Origin of the sequence: Psychrobacter sp. N25K4-3-2 (assembly GCF_015351755.1) — a bacterium.
Classification (GTDB): domain Bacteria; phylum Pseudomonadota; class Gammaproteobacteria; order Pseudomonadales; family Moraxellaceae; genus Psychrobacter; species Psychrobacter glaciei.
Genome location: NZ_JADKLX010000003.1, coordinates 269,915 through 287,841, shown reverse-complemented (window position 1 = coordinate 287,841; position 17,927 = coordinate 269,915). Strand labels below are relative to the sequence as shown.

Annotated in this window: 17 protein-coding genes; 4 read left to right on the top strand and 13 right to left on the bottom strand. The window is 44.4% G+C overall.

The window, feature by feature from the left end; all coding sequences use genetic code 11:
* Positions 1-320: 320 nt before the first annotated feature.
* Both ompR and IOD06_RS09100 read left to right on the top strand, forming a co-directional pair.
* A complete protein-coding gene (gene ompR / locus IOD06_RS09105; protein ID WP_025651114.1) occupies positions 321-1,079 on the top strand; it encodes a two-component system response regulator OmpR in 759 nt (252 codons plus the stop codon).
* A 55-nt stretch (positions 1,080-1,134) separates the two neighbouring features.
* Positions 1,135-2,397, top strand: a complete 1,263-nt coding sequence (locus tag IOD06_RS09100) for a GTP-binding protein (protein WP_194620636.1) — start codon at positions 1,135-1,137, stop codon at positions 2,395-2,397.
* Between the two features lie 104 nt (positions 2,398-2,501).
* Here the strand turns inward: IOD06_RS09100 and IOD06_RS09095 are convergent, their stop codons facing one another.
* The 4 genes from IOD06_RS09095 to ubiG form a co-directional block, all read right to left on the bottom strand.
* Positions 2,502-2,768 (bottom strand): DksA/TraR family C4-type zinc finger protein, encoded by a 267-nt coding sequence (locus IOD06_RS09095; RefSeq protein ID WP_194620635.1) that lies wholly within the window; start codon positions 2,766-2,768, stop codon positions 2,502-2,504.
* A gap of 151 nt (positions 2,769-2,919) precedes the next feature.
* Positions 2,920-3,693, bottom strand: a complete 774-nt coding sequence (locus tag IOD06_RS09090; protein ID WP_194620861.1) for a YciK family oxidoreductase — start codon at positions 3,691-3,693, stop codon at positions 2,920-2,922.
* A 225-nt stretch (positions 3,694-3,918) separates the two neighbouring features.
* The gene (locus tag IOD06_RS09085) at positions 3,919-4,629 is read right to left on the bottom strand and encodes an HAD family hydrolase (protein WP_189583430.1); all 711 of its coding nucleotides are present in this window, start codon (positions 4,627-4,629) and stop codon (positions 3,919-3,921) included.
* A gap of 71 nt (positions 4,630-4,700) precedes the next feature.
* Positions 4,701-5,582: a bifunctional 2-polyprenyl-6-hydroxyphenol methylase/3-demethylubiquinol 3-O-methyltransferase UbiG gene (ubiG, locus tag IOD06_RS09080; RefSeq protein WP_227669972.1), complete on the bottom strand. Its 882-nt coding sequence runs from the start codon at positions 5,580-5,582 to the stop codon at positions 4,701-4,703.
* Positions 5,583-6,007: 425 nt separating this feature from the next.
* Between ubiG and IOD06_RS09075 the strand changes: the two genes are divergently transcribed.
* On the top strand, positions 6,008-6,628 hold the full coding sequence (locus IOD06_RS09075) for a thiol:disulfide interchange protein DsbA/DsbL (protein ID WP_189583436.1): 621 nt from the start codon (positions 6,008-6,010) through the stop codon (positions 6,626-6,628).
* Between the two features lie 183 nt (positions 6,629-6,811).
* Here IOD06_RS09075 and yjgA read toward each other — a convergent pair whose 3' ends face one another.
* The 8 genes from yjgA to mazG all read right to left on the bottom strand — a co-directional run bounded on the left by yjgA (position 6,812) and on the right by mazG (position 14,661).
* Entirely contained in the window at positions 6,812-7,324 is a 513-nt protein-coding gene (gene yjgA, locus IOD06_RS09070; RefSeq protein ID WP_010200860.1) for a ribosome biogenesis factor YjgA, read from the bottom strand.
* Positions 7,325-7,534: 210 nt separating this feature from the next.
* Positions 7,535-8,494 (bottom strand): RNase adapter RapZ, encoded by a 960-nt coding sequence (gene rapZ, locus IOD06_RS09065; RefSeq protein ID WP_194620634.1) that lies wholly within the window; start codon positions 8,492-8,494, stop codon positions 7,535-7,537.
* Between the two features lie 50 nt (positions 8,495-8,544).
* Positions 8,545-9,465, bottom strand: a complete 921-nt coding sequence (gene panC / locus IOD06_RS09060; RefSeq protein ID WP_194620633.1) for a pantoate--beta-alanine ligase — start codon at positions 9,463-9,465, stop codon at positions 8,545-8,547.
* A 64-nt stretch (positions 9,466-9,529) separates the two neighbouring features.
* Positions 9,530-10,330 (bottom strand): 3-methyl-2-oxobutanoate hydroxymethyltransferase, encoded by an 801-nt coding sequence (gene panB, locus IOD06_RS09055; protein ID WP_194620632.1) that lies wholly within the window; start codon positions 10,328-10,330, stop codon positions 9,530-9,532.
* A gap of 76 nt (positions 10,331-10,406) precedes the next feature.
* Positions 10,407-10,937, bottom strand: a complete 531-nt coding sequence (gene folK / locus IOD06_RS09050) for a 2-amino-4-hydroxy-6-hydroxymethyldihydropteridine diphosphokinase (RefSeq protein WP_194620631.1) — start codon at positions 10,935-10,937, stop codon at positions 10,407-10,409.
* Complete coding sequence (gene pcnB / locus IOD06_RS09045) at positions 10,930-13,257, bottom strand: polynucleotide adenylyltransferase PcnB (protein ID WP_194620630.1); 2,328 nt, start codon at positions 13,255-13,257, stop codon at positions 10,930-10,932. The genes folK and pcnB overlap by 8 nt, the downstream gene beginning before the upstream one ends.
* Positions 13,258-13,423: 166 nt before the next feature.
* Positions 13,424-13,798: a helix-hairpin-helix domain-containing protein gene (locus IOD06_RS09040; RefSeq protein ID WP_194620629.1), complete on the bottom strand. Its 375-nt coding sequence runs from the start codon at positions 13,796-13,798 to the stop codon at positions 13,424-13,426.
* The gene (gene mazG, locus IOD06_RS09035; protein ID WP_194620628.1) at positions 13,795-14,661 is read right to left on the bottom strand and encodes a nucleoside triphosphate pyrophosphohydrolase; all 867 of its coding nucleotides are present in this window, start codon (positions 14,659-14,661) and stop codon (positions 13,795-13,797) included. The genes IOD06_RS09040 and mazG overlap by 4 nt, the downstream gene beginning before the upstream one ends.
* Before the next feature lie 300 nt (positions 14,662-14,961).
* Between mazG and IOD06_RS09030 the strand changes: the two genes are divergently transcribed.
* Positions 14,962-16,449, top strand: coding sequence for a phosphomannomutase CpsG (locus IOD06_RS09030; protein WP_227669971.1), 1,488 nt, complete (start codon positions 14,962-14,964; stop codon positions 16,447-16,449).
* A 94-nt stretch (positions 16,450-16,543) separates the two neighbouring features.
* On the opposite strand, the gene IOD06_RS09025 is transcribed toward IOD06_RS09030, so the two are convergent.
* On the bottom strand, positions 16,544-17,890 hold the full coding sequence (locus IOD06_RS09025; RefSeq protein ID WP_194620627.1) for a UDP-glucose/GDP-mannose dehydrogenase family protein: 1,347 nt from the start codon (positions 17,888-17,890) through the stop codon (positions 16,544-16,546).
* Between the last annotated feature and the right edge of the window lie 37 nt (positions 17,891-17,927).

Sequence of the window (17,927 nt, the reverse complement as noted above, 5' to 3'; positions counted from 1 at the left end):
GCAAAAGCTGCATGAATAAAAATCCTTTTTATCTTTTCCTTATTTATCTGTGATTTTATAGCTTAATTCGGTTGCTATCCTAAGTTCTGTAGCCTTGTTAAACAAACGCATACAGCATTTATGCCTACAGGTGATGCAATTGGCGGTGCAATCTTATACACTAAAGTACCAAGAGCACAAATATTGATACGTACTGACGAATTGAACAAAAGTTTTTTATTTATATGCAATTTCTATAATAAATGGCTCAACCATAAAATAACGACAGTGTTTTTGCTGATAATTTCTACTAATAATAATTTTTATAAGAGGATGCCTGTATGCCTGACAATAACAGCCCCGATACTTTGACTCAGCGTATCTTAGTGGTCGATGATGATGCCCGTCTGCGTTCTTTATTACAACGCTTCCTAGAAGATGATGGCTTCGTCGTTCGTACTGCCCATGATGGCAGTCAAATGGACAAGTTGATGCAACGTGAGCTTTTTTCTTTGGTGGTGTTGGACTTGATGCTACCGGGTGAAGATGGCATTAGTATTTGTAAGCGTCTGCGTGAAGACAATGGCGATATTCCAATCATCATGCTAACTGCAAAAGGCGGTGATGCTGATCGTATCGCTGGTCTTGAAGCGGGCGCGGATGATTATCTGCCTAAGCCCTTTAACCCAAAAGAGCTGCTTGCTCGTATCAAAGCGGTACTTCGTCGTCAAAATCGCGAGCTGCCGGGTGCGCCAAGTCATCAGCTTGAAGTGGTTGAGTTTGGACCTTGGACACTTGATTTATCGACTCGTACGCTCAAACGTGACGGCAATGTCGTTACCTTAACGACTGGTGAATTTTCAGTACTAAAGGCTTTGGTTCAGCATCCACGTGAGCCATTAACTCGCGATAAGCTGATGAATCTAGCCCGTGGTCGTGAATGGGGTGCGATGGAGCGTTCAATCGACGTACAAGTCTCCCGTCTGCGCCGCCTCATTGAAGACAACCCTTCCCAAGCCCGCTATATCCAAACCGTTTGGGGTGTAGGCTACGTGTTCGTTCCTGACGAAGCCGAAGTTGAAACGGCAAAAAGTGAATAGTATTTACTTTATAGTTGCTGCTTCATAACCACTTATGACGATGGTTTAGACAACAATGGCTTTGACCACATCAACCATGATTCAAAACATACCCTGCACCTTGGTGACAGGGTTTTTGGGCGCGGGTAAAACCACCATCATCAACCAGCTACTCTCTAGCAAGCCTGCCGATGAGCGCTGGGCACTATTGATTAACGAGTTTGGGCGTATTGGCATTGATGGGGCGCTGCTAGCAAGTGCGCAAGACGACAATGCTGATGCAGGTAACATTGCCATTCGTGAAGTCAGTGGTGGCTGTATTTGTTGTACCAGTCAACTACCCCTACAAATTGCGATTACTCGCCTGCTTAGTGATCATCGTCCGCAGCGTCTTATTATCGAACCCACTGGATTGGCACATCCGCGCGAGTTGATACAACAATTGAGCGCGCCACATTGGCAGACAGCGCTCAATATGCAGGCCGTGATTACGGTGCTGAGCGGCGTGCAATGGCAACAACAAAAGTATCGTTCGCACGATGGTTTTCAAGCGCATGTCCGTGATGCTGATGTCTTAGTGGTCAATCGCTATACGCAACTGGATGCAGATGAACTCAAGGCTTTACAAGAGTGGATAGCAATGCTCAATTCTGAGGTGGCTGTCATTTGGACAGAGTCTCTCTCTCGAACCGAAGATAATAGCTCAAATAATATAACTGCTTTGAGTAACCCCTCGTCAACGCTGATAGCACAGCTGACCAAACCAAGCCATACCATCTCTCAGCAACGTGCTACCGATAAAACCAAGCCTAATCATATTCGTACTTCTTTAAAGCCACTTACTAGACAGCCATTTACTAGCTTGATGTCTAACCGAGCTACAGAGAACGACCAAAGTCTTGGAGACATAGAGGCAGATACCGATCTACCCTACCGCTATCATGAGCAACAACAAGATTTGCTGCTAGGTGGCTGGCGCTTGCCTGCACATTATGTGTTTGACGTTGATGGTCTACAAGAATGGTTGTTAAGACTGCCTAACTGGCAACGTATTAAAGGCTTGGTTAACACCTCTGATGGTTGGCTAAAGATTAACTTTACGCCTGACAGTTTGACTATCACCACGGCGAGCGCCCAAATCGATAGCCGACTAGAAGTGATTTTGCAGTCAGTTATAGATAACGGTGTAGTGTCTAACAAAGCAGAAGCAGAAGCAGAAGCAGAAGCAGAAGTAGAAGTAGAAGTAGAAGTAGAGAATACACTACCGTTATTATCTTCACTAGATTGGCAGGCTTGCGACAATGAGCTGATGGCGCTGGTGATTGAAGACATGCCCTAGTTACCTATAACAAGACTCCCTTTTAAAAATACTACGCTCAAAAAAAGACCAACGCTACTAAGTAAATTAGTAGTGTTGGTCTTTTTTTAATTAACTTGTACTAACTAACGCAATTGACTGTCTTTACTGCCGCGACGATTAAACAGTTCAGCCGCTCTCGCTTCTTGCTCAAGCTCGGTTTGACAACTGACGCAGTGCTGCACACCCGGTACGGCAATACGACGCGCTTCTGGAATCGGGTTGCCACACTCATCACAAAATTCTGCACTCTTACCCGTTGGTTGCGCACGCCTCGCGCGCTCAAGTGCATCATTGACCGTCGCATCCATTTGTTCGTGCTCGGCACCATCTTTTGACCAGCCACCTGCCATAATCTTATCCTTTTTGTCTATTATTATTAATATCTTATAAGATAAAAGTCTTTAAGAACAGATAGATGGGGCTTTCTAAGCCTAATTACAACCCGCCAGCGACTGTAAAAAACATATATAACGCTATGGTTTTTACAGTCATCTTTCTCTGCTAATCTTTTGGTTGTAAATCTACCACTTGTCCACGTATTCCAATACTGGCGTCACTCATCAAACAAACATAGCCCGCCATAATGTCGTCAGGTGTCTTAAGAGACATTGGGTTTTCACCGGGATAAGCGTGAGCGCGCATATTGGTACGAGTGCCACCAGGATTGATACAGTTAAAACGCAGATTCGTCGTATTCTGCGTCTCTTGAGTAAAGATATCACTCATTCCTTCGACGGCTTGCTTGGAGAGCGCATAAGCACCCCAAAACGCGCGAGGGTGCGTACCGACCGTGCTAGAAGTAAAGACGATAGAACCATGATCCGCGTCTTTTAACAGCGGTAACAACGCTTGCGTGAGCATAAAAGTCGCCGTAAAGTTGACCTTCATTACTTGATCAAAAGTATCAATGTCATACATCTCAAGCGGCGTCAATTGTCCGAGCATACCAGCGTTGTGTAATATACCATCAAGCTGACCCACTTCTTTGTCGATAAGCCTTTCTAACTTCTGCATGTCTGCATAGGTTGCACCTTCTAAATTCATCGGTAGCATGGCTGGCTGCTTGCCACCCAAGCTCTCAATTTCATCATAGACATATTCAAGCTTGCTACTCGTGCGACCCAATAGTAGAACCGTGGCACCATAACGGGCGTAGGTTAAAGCCGCGACGCGTCCAATGCCATCGCCTGCACCCGTTACCAAGATAGTCTTACCGTCTAAGCAATCAACAGGTGGCACAAACTGACGGATATCGTCGTGCGTTAAAGGTTGCATCGCATTTCCCGTGGCTGCTTGATGGTTCTGCTCGGTCGCCGACTGCTTAATATTGTCGCTCATGGTATGACTCACTGCTTGTTATTTATTATTGAAGGTATTTAATTTCAAAACCATTTATCTTTAGAACGGCTTACTCAAGGACAACTATTGCAGGTGACCTATTTATGAGTCATTTACTTATAGTTGATGTTCCTATCACGGCTCTACTGATGATTGGTTTGTTTATAGATATTCAAATTTACCTGAAGTAAGCAATAGCTTCTTCAACTGCTCAGGGGTGTCAGTAATATAGTCTGCGCCCCACTTCTTTAGGCTTTTTTGGTCTTCAAGTGGAATATAGCCATAAGCGGCCAAAATCGTCGACATGCCAGCGGCATTGCCAGCGTCAATATCACGTATGTGATCGCCGACATAGAGAACACAGCCAGCAGCGCCGCGCGGTATACCGAGTTTCTCTAATGCCATATACATCGGCTCTGGATCAGGCTTGGAACGTGATACATCCTCAGGACAGACCAAGGCCGCACAGCGTTCATCTAACTGCATTTTTTGTAACAGTAGCTCTGCTAGATAGCGCGGCTTATTGGTGACAATACCCCAAGGTACGCCTTTTTTCTCAAGTGTGGTCAGCACTTCTTCTAACTCGCTAAATACACAGCTATCAATACAAATATCTGCGGCATAATCATCCAAAAACTGCTGACGAAAACCAAGTAAATCATCTTCGCTAACGCTGTCTTGCCCATTTTGATGCAGCATAAGCTTGACCATGGCTGACGCACCAGCAGAAACTTGTTCTCGAATAAGCGCTTCAGGCGGGGCTTGCCAATCGTTTTCGCGGCTCATTTTACCGATAATCCGTACGAAGTCAGCGGCAGTATCGATTAGCGTCCCATCAAGGTCAAATAAAACGGCTTTGACGAATTGGCTCATAAGGCATACTCTTTTAATTAGTGAGGTGTTTGGTGCGTTAATGATGGGACGATAAGCAATGACTTAAGCTATCAAGCCTTTGGCTTTTGTACGGCTATCATATAGTTGACATCGACGTTTTGTGCCAGCCAGTAACGCTTGGTTATTGGGTTGTAATGTAGTCCAATGATATCTTGGCGTGTAAACCCAGCAGTAACCGCCATTTTGTCCAGCTCAGCAGGCGTGATAAATTTGGCATAATCATGGGTACCACGATCAAGCAAGCGCAATACATATTCGGCGCCAACGATAGCAAATAGATACGATTTAGGATTACGGTTGATCGTCGATAACACACACACACCGCCAGGCGCTAACAGCTCAAAACAAGCCTGCACAATCGAGCTTGGATCAGGCACATGCTCAAGCATTTCCATGCATGTCACCACATCGAACTGACCCGCATGGGTTTTTGCTAGCTGTTCTACTGGGATATGCTGATAGCGCAACGTCTTTTCTAAATTGCTTTGCTCGGCATGAAGCGTGGCCGCTTTTAGGTTTTCAGTCCCTAAGTCTATACCGGTCACATCAGCACCGCGACGTGCCATCGACTCAGACAATATACCGCCACCACAACCAACATCGAGCACTTTTTTGCCAGTCAGACCCATCTCAGCAGTCTTACTAGCGTTTGTACTATCATCGCTATTTTGATAGCCGCGCTTAATATTTTCTTCTATCCAGTTCAGGCGGAGTGGATTGATTTCATGCAAAGTTGCAAACGCGCCAGTATTACTCCACCATTCGCTCGCCAGTTTATTAAATTTGTCGACTTCGCTAGGATCCACATTTATCGTGGCAGCCGTTGTACTATCAGTCACAGTATCATCCGTAACCGTATTATTAGTATCAGCATCATCGAAACGGCTGGTCGCTTGATCATTTACAGAAGGCGAAGATAAAGCTGCGCTCATAGCATTTTCCTTTAGAGTTATTATCGTATACAGTGCACGATTATATACTTAATATTAGCATGCGAGCGGCGGTTTTGTCGTGAGTACATCGTCACGGATTGTGAATGAGGTTAGCAAATACTTGAACGTCATCATCACCGTATGCTGTTTACTTTATAGTAACTGTTGCGTCAATGGCAGTTTCTATCTTTACCTGATTAAAGGTTTCAATTTTGAAACTCAAATAGTGATAAGTAAGATACCTTAAATAATAGCTCACAGGTTTACAACCGTTAGTTAAGAATCGGGTTCACAACCACACCTATTTTACGTTATTATAGTCGGTACTCTACTGTAGGTTGATTATACTCGACACTTTGTCATTTATACCTTCAAACCCATAGAAACTCCTAAAACTCTCAGTCTCTACCTCTCAAGGAAAAAGTATGAAACGTGTCATTACATTGACTGGTCTGGCTTTCGCCATTGGAATCGCCAGTATGGGCGCACAAGCAGCCGATTATGTCGCCGGAAAAGATTATCGCGTGCTAGACAATCCAGAAAAAATCACCGGTGATGCTATTATTGTGCGTGAATTCTTTTGGTATGGTTGCCCGCATTGTAACGCGCTTAATCCACATATGGAAAAATGGGCAAAAAACAAAGACAAAGATGTGGCATTCTTCAAAACGCCAGCAGCGCTTAACCCTGTTTGGGAAGCCAGTGCCCGTGGTTTTTATTCTGCTCAACTCCTAGGCTATGAAAGCAAAACCCATGATGCCTTATTTGATGCCATTCATAAAGATGGCAAAAAGCTGTTTGACCAAGCTTCATTAAGTAAATGGTATGCATCTCAAGGTGTTGATCAAAAGAAATTCAACAGCCTTTATAACTCATTTGCCGTTGGTACAAAAATTGGTCGCTCACAAGCAGGCGCCAAGCGTTATCAGCTATCGGGCGTACCAGCTGTTGTGGTACAAGGCAAGTACGTGGTAACGGGTGAAGACGCCAAAGTAGTTAAGGTTGTCGATTACTTAGTTGACAAAGTACGTGCTGAGAAAAAATAAACACAGGCATGTCTATGTTTATGACGTTAATTGTCTTTAATTAAACTGTATTAACGCCGCTAAAAAAGCCAATCACTCATGATTGGCTTTTTTGTATTTAGACTTCGATAGATTGGCTTTTTCGTCTATCTATTGGTATTTGTGCAGACAACCGTTGTAACGCTATTAGTTGTTGTAGGACAACTATCCTTTTAAATCCGATAAGATTGTCACTTCGCGAATATAGCTGGCCAAATCTTCTTTAGACTCCATCATCAGCTCGTCATCGTGCGTGTGCTTGGCGTATTCGATCCAAAGCAATAACTGATACAGACTGTTGCGCTCTGAAATTTTATACTGTTTGACAAACTGCTTTAGTGTGCCTTCATCATTGATATTTAGACGTTCGGACCAGCTTTCTATTTTAGAGACTTGTTCTTTTGGGAAAAAGGCATCGAATAAGGCTTTTACCAATTCATGGCGATTTTCTTCGCTGATCAATTTGCCGACTCGCTTGGTCTGTCTAATACGCGCAGTGGCACTAGTGATATCCGCAAGAGCCATCAACTCTGCCATAAAATAATCACTGGCTGGCAGGTTTTTCAGCTGTTTTTTCGACAAGCTGGCAAGTGGTATCGATAACTGTTGTAAGCGCTCATGGGATTTTTTGAGTTCTGTGCGCGAGACGCGCATATCATGTTCTGACCAGTCAATCATAAAAGCGTTCCAAAATAATGAATAATAAAAGTACTAGGGCGTGTCCTCACTCTAAAAACGGCGATAAAAATAAGACAAATTGCAGTCAAACAGGAAAAATAGCGCAGATAATATTGAGATACTAACCAACTATTTGACGCTGTTTGGCAAAATTTAGCCATTTTTAGCCCATCAATTAAATTGAGGACATATTCTAATGTTTACCAATAACTACCAACGGTTTTTTTCACGATGTTTCGCCAACACTTTTATAGTGCTTGGCATCGCATCGGCAAGACGACGTTGTAAACTATTGGTGATAAATACTGAGCGGTGCTTGCCACCAGTGCAGCCAATTGCCACTGTCACGGTATGACGGTTATTGTGTAAAAAGTCAGGCAGCCAACGGCTTAAAAACCTTTCGAGATCGTCGGTCATTTCAACCACTTCTGGATAATCTGCAAAAAATTCGCCGACCTCAGAGTCAAGACCAGTCAAGGCGCGCAGCTCAGGTTTCCAGTGTGGGTTTGGCAAAATCCTAACATCAAATATAAAATCAGCATCAATTGGGCTGCCGTACTTAAAACCAAAAGACAGCAAATTAATGACAATTTGATTGTCAATACCGACATAGGCACGCAACGTGTCTTTGAGCTGATGGATATTAAGCATACTGGTATCAATTGTGATATCAGCGTGGCTGGCAATGGGCTCTAACAGCTCGACTTCTTTTTTGATCGCGGCTGGTAGATTGAAGGCGATATGCCTAGCATTATCACTGTCAACATCTTGTGACATCAACGGATGAACACGACGCGTCGCATTAAAGCGTGCAACCAAGGTGCTTTCTTGCGCGGTCACATACACTACTTCAACAGCCTGCTTACCATAAGTCTGTTTTAGAATGTCATGGGTCGCAGCAAAATTAGACAAGTCAGCGCGCGGGGTACGAATATCGACACCAAGCGCGATGCGTTTGATACCACTATCGCTGACCAGCTTCTTGGCAGCGTCAGGCACCAATGACAACGGTAAATTATCGATAGAATAATAGCCTAAATCTTCTAGTATATTCAATACTGACGTTTTACCTGAGCCGGAACGCCCTGACACGACTAAAATACTCAGCCGCTCATCGTTCGTTACAGCCACCACTTCCTGCTCTATTTGCTTACTGTTGTTTGCATCCATGATCCGTCATCCTAGTCCATTGCATCCAGCAAATTACTACGTCACAACGGCTAATGTACCGTCACTAATTGGTTGTCTAACAATCGTGCCCGCCCTAGCCAAGCAGCGACTAAAATCATTAAATGGCTACTTTTACCATTACCATTTGCTTCACTAGTATCAATAGTGTCAGTAGTCCCTAGCTGGTCAGTTTTTATTTCTAGATAATCGATATTGAAGCCAGCATCGCTAATACGTTGATGCGTTTCTGCTAGTAATGCGTCAAACCCTTGCCTGCCCTGCTTATTACTCGTTAACTGCTGTGCTAGTTTCTGTGCTAGGCGTTGCAGCTCCATATGAAGTACGGGAGCTGTTTTGCGTTCAGCGGCGCTCAAGTATTGATTGCGTGAAGACAGCGCCAAGCCGTCGACAGCGCGAACAATAGGTGCACCCACAATCTCAATGGGATAGCTCAAATCACGTACTAATTGTTTGATAATCGCTAATTGCTGGTAATCTTTTTGTCCAAATACCGCCACATCAGGCTGCACGATATTGAATAATTTAGAGACGACGATACCAACACCATCAAAGTGACCAAGACGTGATTGACCACATAGTTGATTGGTAATGGCACCAGCAAGAACTGAAGTCGATGGTGGCAATACCGGGTACATCTCATCGACATTGGGTGCAAAAACATAATCTGCACCAACCGTTGCTAGCTTAGCGACATCTTCATCCAAGGTGCGTGGATAACTATCAAAATCCTCTCCTTCCCCAAACTGGGTAGGATTGACAAAGATACTCACCACCACAATATCGGCATACTGCTTAGCAATGCTTACCAGCTCCAGATGACCTTCATGCAAATTGCCCATCGTTGGTACTAAAGCAATACGCTGAGTGCTATCTGGTTTATCATTTCTTTGACCACGATAAGGCTGTAGAGCGGCGCGCAACTCTGAAATCTGCTGATAAATGATTGACATCGTTAAATATTCTTCTACTGATAATCGTAAAAACCAAAAGACTCGTTAAGACTGGCTAAAAAAATTAGCTAAATTGGTGCTGCTCGGCTGGAAAACTGCCGTCGCGCACTGACTGCTGATAAAGGGCAAAGGCGCCTTCGATACTGTGCGTACTATTGCGCTCATCAGTTAAAAAGTCATGAACGAAGCGCGGTACTCGGCCATGAGCCATGCCCAGCATGTCATGCATGACCAAGACTTGACCATCCGTATCTGCGCCAGCGCCAATGCCGATCACTGGTACTGTAACCGCTTCCGTAACCGCTTTTGCAAGCTCAGCAGGTACGCATTCTAATACTAAAAGTGCGGCACCTGCGGCAACTACCGCTTTGGCATCAGCAAGCAACTTATCAGCTGCTGCGTCACCGCGACCTTGGATTTTATAACCACCAAACACATTGACTGATTGCGGGGTCAAGCCAAGATGGACACAAGTGGGCGTACCTGCTTGCGCCAATGTAGTCACCAGCTCACAAAGCTCACTACCGCCTTCGATTTTAATCACATGCGCGCCAGCTTGCATCAATCGACGGCTATTAGCGACCGCTTCTGGCAAGGTCACATAACTCATAAACGGCAAGTCAGCCAGTATCAGTGCGTATTTATTACTACGGGCAATATTGGCCGTATGATAAGCCATATCATCGACTGTTACGGGCAAGGTGGAATCATGGCCTTGTACCACCATACCTAAACTATCACCGATCAAAATGGTATCAATCTGTGCCTTTTCCATCATGCGTGCAAACATTGAGTCATAGCACGTTAAGCAAGTAAACTTGGTGCCGTCTTTTTTGAATTTATTTAAAGTAGATAACGTCGTCATATGACCCTCGATTAATCTTCAATGCCTTTAGTTATAAATACCTTTAACTATTATCATGCCTATGACCCAAAATTTATCAGTCGCTTGATAATAATTTTAACCCTGTCCAATCTTTACTAGGTGGATAATCATCTATCGATATACCATCAATGATGAGCACTGAGGCTAACTCTCGCAGCGGTAATAAGACAAAATTACGCTCAAGCAGTCCAGCATGCGGTATGGTTAGCTGCGGCTCGGTAATTCGCGTGTCGCCATATAACAAAATATCGACGTCCAGACTACGCTCACCCCAATGTCGTAAGCGCGCCCGCTTAGCCTGCTCTTCTAGCTGCTGACAAAATGCGAGCAACTCAAAGGGGGTCAATATCGTCTTAAAACCAGCCACTGCATTAACGAAGTCAGGCTGATCTTGTGGCCCCATAGGCGCTGACGCATAAAATGAGGAAGCTCTAACCTCGCGTATCTGCTTATGCTCTCGCAACCCTTGCAATGCCTGCTGTAAGTGTTCTACCGGCGAACCCAACTCATTGGTTAGATTGCTACCCAAGCCCACATAGCAGGTTACCCAACTAACATTATCCACATCGTCAACAATACTAGACATTATCGGTACTGGGCTGGCGACGGCGACGTTTCGATGGTACAGGGCCTTTATTGTCGCCCATTTTATTGTCGCTCACTTGACCGGCCAACGATTTGCTATCAGCATTTTGACTGTTCTTAGTAGACCTAGCCTCTGCTGCTTTGGCCGGTTTTTTAGCTTTTGCAGATACAGTCGCTTTCTTAGTTTCTGTCTTATTCCCTGCCGTCTGAGTTGCTGCAGGCTCTACTGTTTTTTTAGCTTTACCAGTAGACTGAGCTGCTGGCTTAGGTACTTTCTTGGCATACTTCGCTTCAGTTTTATCGGTGTTATTAGCAGCTACTTGCTTCTCGGTGCTGTCAGCAAGATTAGTATTGTCTACACTTGGCTGACGGCGACGGCGTTTATGCGGTATCGGCTCATTGTTCATAGTGACGAGCGCAGGCGTTCTTGCTACCGAACGGGTAGGATAGGCATTAGCAGCAGGTGACGTAACCTCTGGCTGTTTATCCTTAAACTGCTGAGCCTTATTTGAGCGATCAGCGTTACTATCAGCCTTGCTATCAGTTTTTGCATTCTGATTATGTCGATCTTTCTCAGCCGATGCATTCTTAGTAGCTGACTTTTTCTGCACAGGCTCTGGACGATGCTTAGGCTTATCAGCAGGTGATAGCTGCTTTTGTAATGGCGGCACCACTTTTTCGTGCTCGATGACAAACAATGGCGCAGGCTTAGAGTGATGGCGTTTATTTGCAGTTTGACTGCTGGTATTAGCAAGAGACAACTGCTGTAGCTGAGCAAGCTCATTACTGTCTTGTTTTACCTGCTGCGAGTCATGACCTTTATCTTTATTACCACCGAATTGCTTGGCAGGAGTAGATTGGCTGGCAGCGCGGCGACGGCGTGAGGGGATATTTGACGAATCGTTTACCACGGCTTGTTCATGACCATTTTTCTCAGTACTGTGATTTTCAGTGCTATGCTTTTCAGTGCTGCCATTGGCTTTACTACGCTTAGTGTTGTTTTGATTAGACATCGATTCATCCACTATATTTGACTCTGGCTTTTGACGATTACGTCCGCGCCCTCGCTGCCCTTTCTTATAGGCACCGCGACGAATATTTTCATCGAAATCATCAATCGCTTGCTCTTGCTCTTGTGCAGACAAGGTTTGATACGTCTGCCACCAGTCGCCCATATCATTGGTCGATTCGGATAGCGGATGCTCAGCATCACCGCACTGTTCGCGCAATAGTAAAAAGTCAAAGCCCGCACGGAAGCGTGGATGCTCAGAGAGCTGGACGATTTGTTTACTACGCGGAGCCGCTAGTTTTGGCTGCAATATCCAAATATCACGGATAAACTGCTCTGCAAATTTAGGAATAGCGGTCTTGATGCGTTGACGATCAATGACTTTACCAGCTGCATGCATCTGCGCTTCAGCAAATGGCATATTACGTTTTTTGGCTTTTTCTAACTGATGCAGGTAATTTTCCCATAGTATGGCTGCGTAGAAAAATGCTGGATTGATGCTTTTGCCTGCCGCGATACGTTTATCCGTATTGATAGCCACTTGTTTTACTAAAGGACTGGGCTCAGATGGCGGATAAATAATTAAGCTATCAATCGCACCCGATTCAAACAATAACGGCAGCAATGGCACAAGATAGCCACCCGTAAACATTTTCTGCGTTTCATCATAGAGACGATGCGGTGATATTTGCTCCAGCAGCGCCCAATTACCATCATGAAATTGCTCAGACAACGCCTCATCAAACTCAAAACCGAGCTTGGCTTTAAAACGTAACGCCCGTAATAAGCGTACTGGATCTTCTTCAATACGAACCGGCGCATGACCTAACAAACGAATGATTTTATTATCAATGTCTTCAAGCGCACCGCAAAAATCATGAACCACACCTTTAAGTGGCTGATAATAAAGCGCATTGATAGAAAAATCACGACGAGAGAAATCTTGCTGGATATCGCCCCAAACATTATCACGCAGGATCATACCATCTTGATTGGTGGTGCCACTGCTGGTTGGCGGGCCACGGAAGGTAGCGACCTCAATCAGCTCACGGCCTGAATACACGTGCGCCAACTGAAAGCGGCGACCGATAATACGGCAGCGCTTGCCAAAGACGTCTTTAATCTCATGCGGCTTGGCATCAGTGACAGCATCAAAGTCTTTTGGACGCAGACCCAATAAGGTATCGCGCACGCCGCCACCGACGATATAGGCGTCAAACCCAGCTCGGGTCAAGGTGGCAATTACTTCAGTAATGGAATTGGGTAATTCAGATTTATTCAGTTCTAACTGCTTGGCGGCACGCTCGGCCATGCATCTACTCCTCGCCGGTATTCTTTAACCACCCCTGACGAACACAGCGTTTATCAGGCGGATGTACTCACTAGTTTAACAAATTTTGCGCGCGCTGGGTGCGTTATGACATGTACTTACGTGCTATTTTGTCAATATTAGGGTTAATTAATGCAAAACACGGCCATTAATCCTGCACACTTAAACGTCTTCGATTTTTCTCAACCGTTTTTGCACCAATACCTTTGACCTTTACTAACTCATCTACTGTCTTAAAACTACCGAACATTTCACGATATAAAATAATCGCTTGGGCTTTGCTACTCCCAATACCATTTAGCGAAACCAGCTCGCCTTCGCTGGCACGATTGATATTCACGGTATATTGCTCACGCGCTTGAGTGTTGGCATTTTCTTGCGATAAGAGATAATCATAAGCCCTTTGAGGATTATCAAAACAGGGTGCAGCATTAGCATTGTTAAGCATCAGAATAGCCAAAACATAACCTAAAATAGCAGTCTTGACTAAACCGATAAACGAGACTTTAGGATGAGCGTTCATGACGATCGTTCATATCGTTTCGCCGCTTCCCATAATGCATCCATTTCTGTTATGTCGCTGTCTTCTAAACGCTTGCCAGCTGCCGCCAGTTGCTCTTCAATATAGCCAAAACGTGACTTAAATTTATGCACGCACGTCAGCGTTGCTGCTTCTGCATCAAGGTTTAATTTGCGCGCGACATTGACTAAGGCAAACATGCAATCGCCCAGCTCCTTTTCAACCTCTATGATATTTGTTTTGACCTCAGTTTCAGATTTATCCGTCAGCTCATTCTTTAGCTCGGCAATCTCTTCATCCAGCTTATCAAATGCACCGCTAACGCCTTCCCAGTCAAACCCTAGCTTTGATGCTTGCTTTTGCAAATCTTGTGCTTGCATGAGCGCACTGCCCGCTTTGGTATTGTCTAGACGACGTTTGGGTTTACCGCGTGCCTCGCGCGCTTGCTGCTCTTCCATTTTAATCTCATCCCAACGTACCTTTACCGCTGCATCGTCTGTTAGGGTTTCGGCTTCAAACACATGCGGATGACGACGAACCAGCTTCTCTTGTAAGGTCGTAATGACATCGCTCATATCAAAGCGCCCTTGCTCAGCATACATCTGACAATGAAACACAACTTGCAGCAGCACATCGCCAAGCTCGCCTTTGATATCTTCGTCATCATTACTTTGTACCGCTTCGCCTAGCTCGTAAGCTTCTTCGATCGCATAAGGAATGAGGCTGTGATTGGTTTGCTTTTTGTCCCACGGACAGTCAACACGTAGCCGTGCCATCAAAGCCAATAAATCGTCTAATTCACCACTGGCAGTTGGCGTTCTTTGTACTGGTGCAGGCGCTGCTATTTTATTGTCTTGATTGCTCATGAGGGATACTCTTACACTTTCGTTTGTTATTAGATATAGTCAGTTCAATATAAAAAAGAGACAGCGTGACTGGTATAAATTTTTCGTAGCCTCTGTCTGCGTAGGCACAGCAAGCAAGAAAAATTTGTGCCAATCACGCATCATAATGTCGTGTACCCATTTTATTTAGTATCGACTATAGAATTACGTTAAGTTCATAACGATTTTCTCGTTAGTGTAGCATTGAACGCTTATTAGCTTATAATTGTGTTGTCCATTTCATTACTTTATCACTGCTTTAGCATAAGGAATTTTATCATTATGTCTACGTCTGCGACCACTAGCTACCAGCCAGCGACTGAATTCAACCCTATTATTATTGATTCATTTAAGGCTTACGATATTCGCGGCGAGCTGGAGGTTAATCTAAATGAAGACATCGCTTATCGTATTGGTCGTGCCTTTGCACAGATTTTATCTCAGCGTTATAGTGCGGCGGTTGAGGCTCATGACAACGATATGGCAACTCTAAAACCTGCCATCGTTATTGGTAGTGACATTCGCCATTCAAGCGAGCAATTAAAACAAGCAGCTATCAAAGGCATTATTGATGCTGGTGTCGACGTGATTGACTTGGGCATGAGCGGTACAGAAGAAGTGTATTTTGCCACCAGTCATTATCAGGCGTTGGGTGGTATCGAAGTCACTGCCAGTCATAACCCTATTAATTATAATGGCTTAAAATTGGTTAAGGAACACTCAAAACCGATTAATGCTGATGATGGTCTGGCAGAGATTCAAGCATTGGCAGAATCTGGGCAATTTACTACTAAAAACCGATCAGGAACGTTGCAGTTATTAATTGATAAAAGCGCCTATCTCGATCATGTCATGACTTTTATTGATACCGATAAGCTCAAACCTCTTAAATTAGTGATTAACTCAGGCAATGGCAGTGCGGGACCCGTGGTTGATTTATTGATTGAAAAGCTTGCACAAGCTGGCGCGCCAATTGAAATAATCAAACTACACCATACACCGGATGGCAGCTTCCCTAATGGCATCCCCAATCCTATGATTGAAGCCAATAGAGTGGCAACCCAACACGCGGTTTTGGAAAATAAAGCTGATCTTGGTATTGCCTTTGATGGCGACTTTGACCGCTGCTTTCTGTTCGATGAACATGGTGAATTTATCGATGGTAGTTATATCGTCGGCATGCTTGCACAAGCGTTTTTGAATAAGTACCCAAATGAGTCAATTGTCTACGATCCGCGTGTCATTTACAATACTGAAGCGGTGATTAAGGAACATAACGGTAAGGCTGTCATCAGTAAATCTGGACACTCATTTATTAAGCAAGTCATGCGTGACTCGGGTGCTGTATATGGCGGCGAGATGTCCGCCCATCACTATTTTCGCGACTTTTTCTATTGCGACAGCGGTATGATTCCTTGGTTATTAACGATTGAGCTATTATCTATCACCGGTAAGACGCTATCAGAATTGGTCAGCGGCTATATTCAAGCTTATCCTAGCTCGGGCGAGCTTAATTTTCGTCTCACAACAAATGATGCGCCAATGATTATTAGCGCTATTGAGGACAAGTTTAGCAGCGAAAATCCGACCAAATCAATGCTTGATGGCTTGAGCCTTAACTTTGGCAAGTGGCGCTTTAATCTGCGTGCCTCCAATACCGAACCGCTTATCAGATTAAACATTGAAAGTCGTGGTGATAAAGAACTACTGGCTATTAAAACTCAAGAAGTTCAACAGTGGCTAGCGGCGCAAGGTGCTGTACCAGCGTAAATCCATACCGTTTAATACGCCCTACTTAAAATCAAAAAAAGCTCGCTGATTATTATCAGCGAGCTTTTTTAGCAATAAACAAAATTGAATAGAACTATTTAGACCGACCAATACCTAAATAGTCGCCCACTAAACTATCTATCTGCGAGCGTGTCAGTACATTTTGCGCATCAAATACTGGCATCGCCTGTTGATTAAGCTTGGCAATATCTAATTGATCTTGTGGTGACCAACTAACGATAAAAACAGCCTGTGCGGCATTTAGCTGCTGATAAGGAGTATTAATCAATTGCAGTAATGGTTGCTGCTGATAAAGCGCGGCAAGTTCATCTTGTGCTTTATCGCTATACACCAAAGTACGAATATTATAAGACCACAGCAATGCTAGTAATGGGTGTATGGCTGAGCCTGCAGTACGTCCAGAGCCTGATTTATAACTACCGCCCCAAACCATCACCGTTTTATTATCAATAAAGCCATCAAAATATTGCCAAAATTTACGGAATATCAGCTCTTTTTGGTCTTCATTGATGTGCATGACTGACTGTAACAGCGGCATATCTAAACTATGACTCACGCTCGACTGCTGTAATTTAGCCAGCTCGGTCGGCAATGTATTGCCCCCAAAGCCCCAGCCTGCTTGCAGATAGCTGCTGCCGACACGCTCATCTAGCCCCATAATACGACTGACTTGCTTGATATCAACCTGCTGACTGTCAGCCAAGCGTGACATCTCATTCATAAAACTCACTCGTGTCGCCAGCATCGCCATGATACTGCTACGGGCAAACTCTATCGTCGCAATATCAGCGTAATGAGCGGCACGCGCATGCTGCATTAACGGCTTCAATACTTCTAGATGCTGGCTACTGTTGGCTGTTTTTTCACCGAGTAACCACAATGCAGGGTTCAGCATCGAGCTATAAGCATCACCGTCTTGCAAGAATACAAACGGCACATAATATACCCACGCGCGCTGCAAATTCTGAGCGAGTACTGAGACAATGCCTAGTTTCTCAATGCCACTCATAATCACAGGTAGCGCCTGTTGATGACTGTGGTTGAATGCGGTAATCCAGCTGTCTTCTGCCCATACTGGCTTGATACTGTCTAAAAACAACCAATAAAGTGCCACAATGCTTTGAGTATCTGCTTCGTCATGACTTAATGATTCATAGCCTTTTATTAATGTATCAGAACTATCTGGCAACGCTTTACTTAGAATGATTTGCTGCTGCTCATACATTTGCCACAGCGCTTGCAAGTGATGCTCAAAGCTATATTGCTGCAGCTGCTGCTCTAGCATCGCTACGTCTGCATATAAATGAACAGTCTGACCCAAGCTTGCCAGCACCACGGCACTGGTAATGGCCTCAATACTATGACCAACGAGCACGCAGACGGACGGTTTTTTACATTTATGACTCAGTTCATCTGACATAGAACGACCTTTCAATATTGTTATATTAATATCAGTA

Bases quoted from the DNA above. Each gene is read 5' to 3' on its own strand.
- ompR (WP_025651114.1), top strand. From the start codon at position 321: ATGCCTGACAATAACAGCCCCGATACTTTGACTCAGCGTATCTTAGTG.
- IOD06_RS09100 (WP_194620636.1), top strand. From the start codon at position 1,135: ATGGCTTTGACCACATCAACCATGATTCAAAACATACCCTGCACCTTG.
- IOD06_RS09095 (WP_194620635.1), bottom strand. From the start codon at position 2,768: ATGGCAGGTGGCTGGTCAAAAGATGGTGCCGAGCACGAACAAATGGAT.
- IOD06_RS09090 (WP_194620861.1), bottom strand. From the start codon at position 3,693: ATGCAACCTTTAACGCACGACGATATCCGTCAGTTTGTGCCACCTGTT.
- IOD06_RS09085 (WP_189583430.1), bottom strand. From the start codon at position 4,629: ATGAGCCAATTCGTCAAAGCCGTTTTATTTGACCTTGATGGGACGCTA.
- ubiG (WP_227669972.1), bottom strand. From the start codon at position 5,582: ATGAGCGCAGCTTTATCTTCGCCTTCTGTAAATGATCAAGCGACCAGC.
- IOD06_RS09075 (WP_189583436.1), top strand. From the start codon at position 6,008: ATGAAACGTGTCATTACATTGACTGGTCTGGCTTTCGCCATTGGAATC.
- yjgA (WP_010200860.1), bottom strand. From the start codon at position 7,324: ATGATTGACTGGTCAGAACATGATATGCGCGTCTCGCGCACAGAACTC.
- rapZ (WP_194620634.1), bottom strand. From the start codon at position 8,494: ATGGATGCAAACAACAGTAAGCAAATAGAGCAGGAAGTGGTGGCTGTA.
- panC (WP_194620633.1), bottom strand. From the start codon at position 9,465: ATGTCAATCATTTATCAGCAGATTTCAGAGTTGCGCGCCGCTCTACAG.
- panB (WP_194620632.1), bottom strand. From the start codon at position 10,330: ATGACGACGTTATCTACTTTAAATAAATTCAAAAAAGACGGCACCAAG.
- folK (WP_194620631.1), bottom strand. From the start codon at position 10,937: ATGTCTAGTATTGTTGACGATGTGGATAATGTTAGTTGGGTAACCTGC.
- pcnB (WP_194620630.1), bottom strand. From the start codon at position 13,257: ATGGCCGAGCGTGCCGCCAAGCAGTTAGAACTGAATAAATCTGAATTA.
- IOD06_RS09040 (WP_194620629.1), bottom strand. From the start codon at position 13,798: ATGAACGCTCATCCTAAAGTCTCGTTTATCGGTTTAGTCAAGACTGCT.
- mazG (WP_194620628.1), bottom strand. From the start codon at position 14,661: ATGAGCAATCAAGACAATAAAATAGCAGCGCCTGCACCAGTACAAAGA.
- IOD06_RS09030 (WP_227669971.1), top strand. From the start codon at position 14,962: ATGTCTACGTCTGCGACCACTAGCTACCAGCCAGCGACTGAATTCAAC.
- IOD06_RS09025 (WP_194620627.1), bottom strand. From the start codon at position 17,890: ATGTCAGATGAACTGAGTCATAAATGTAAAAAACCGTCCGTCTGCGTG.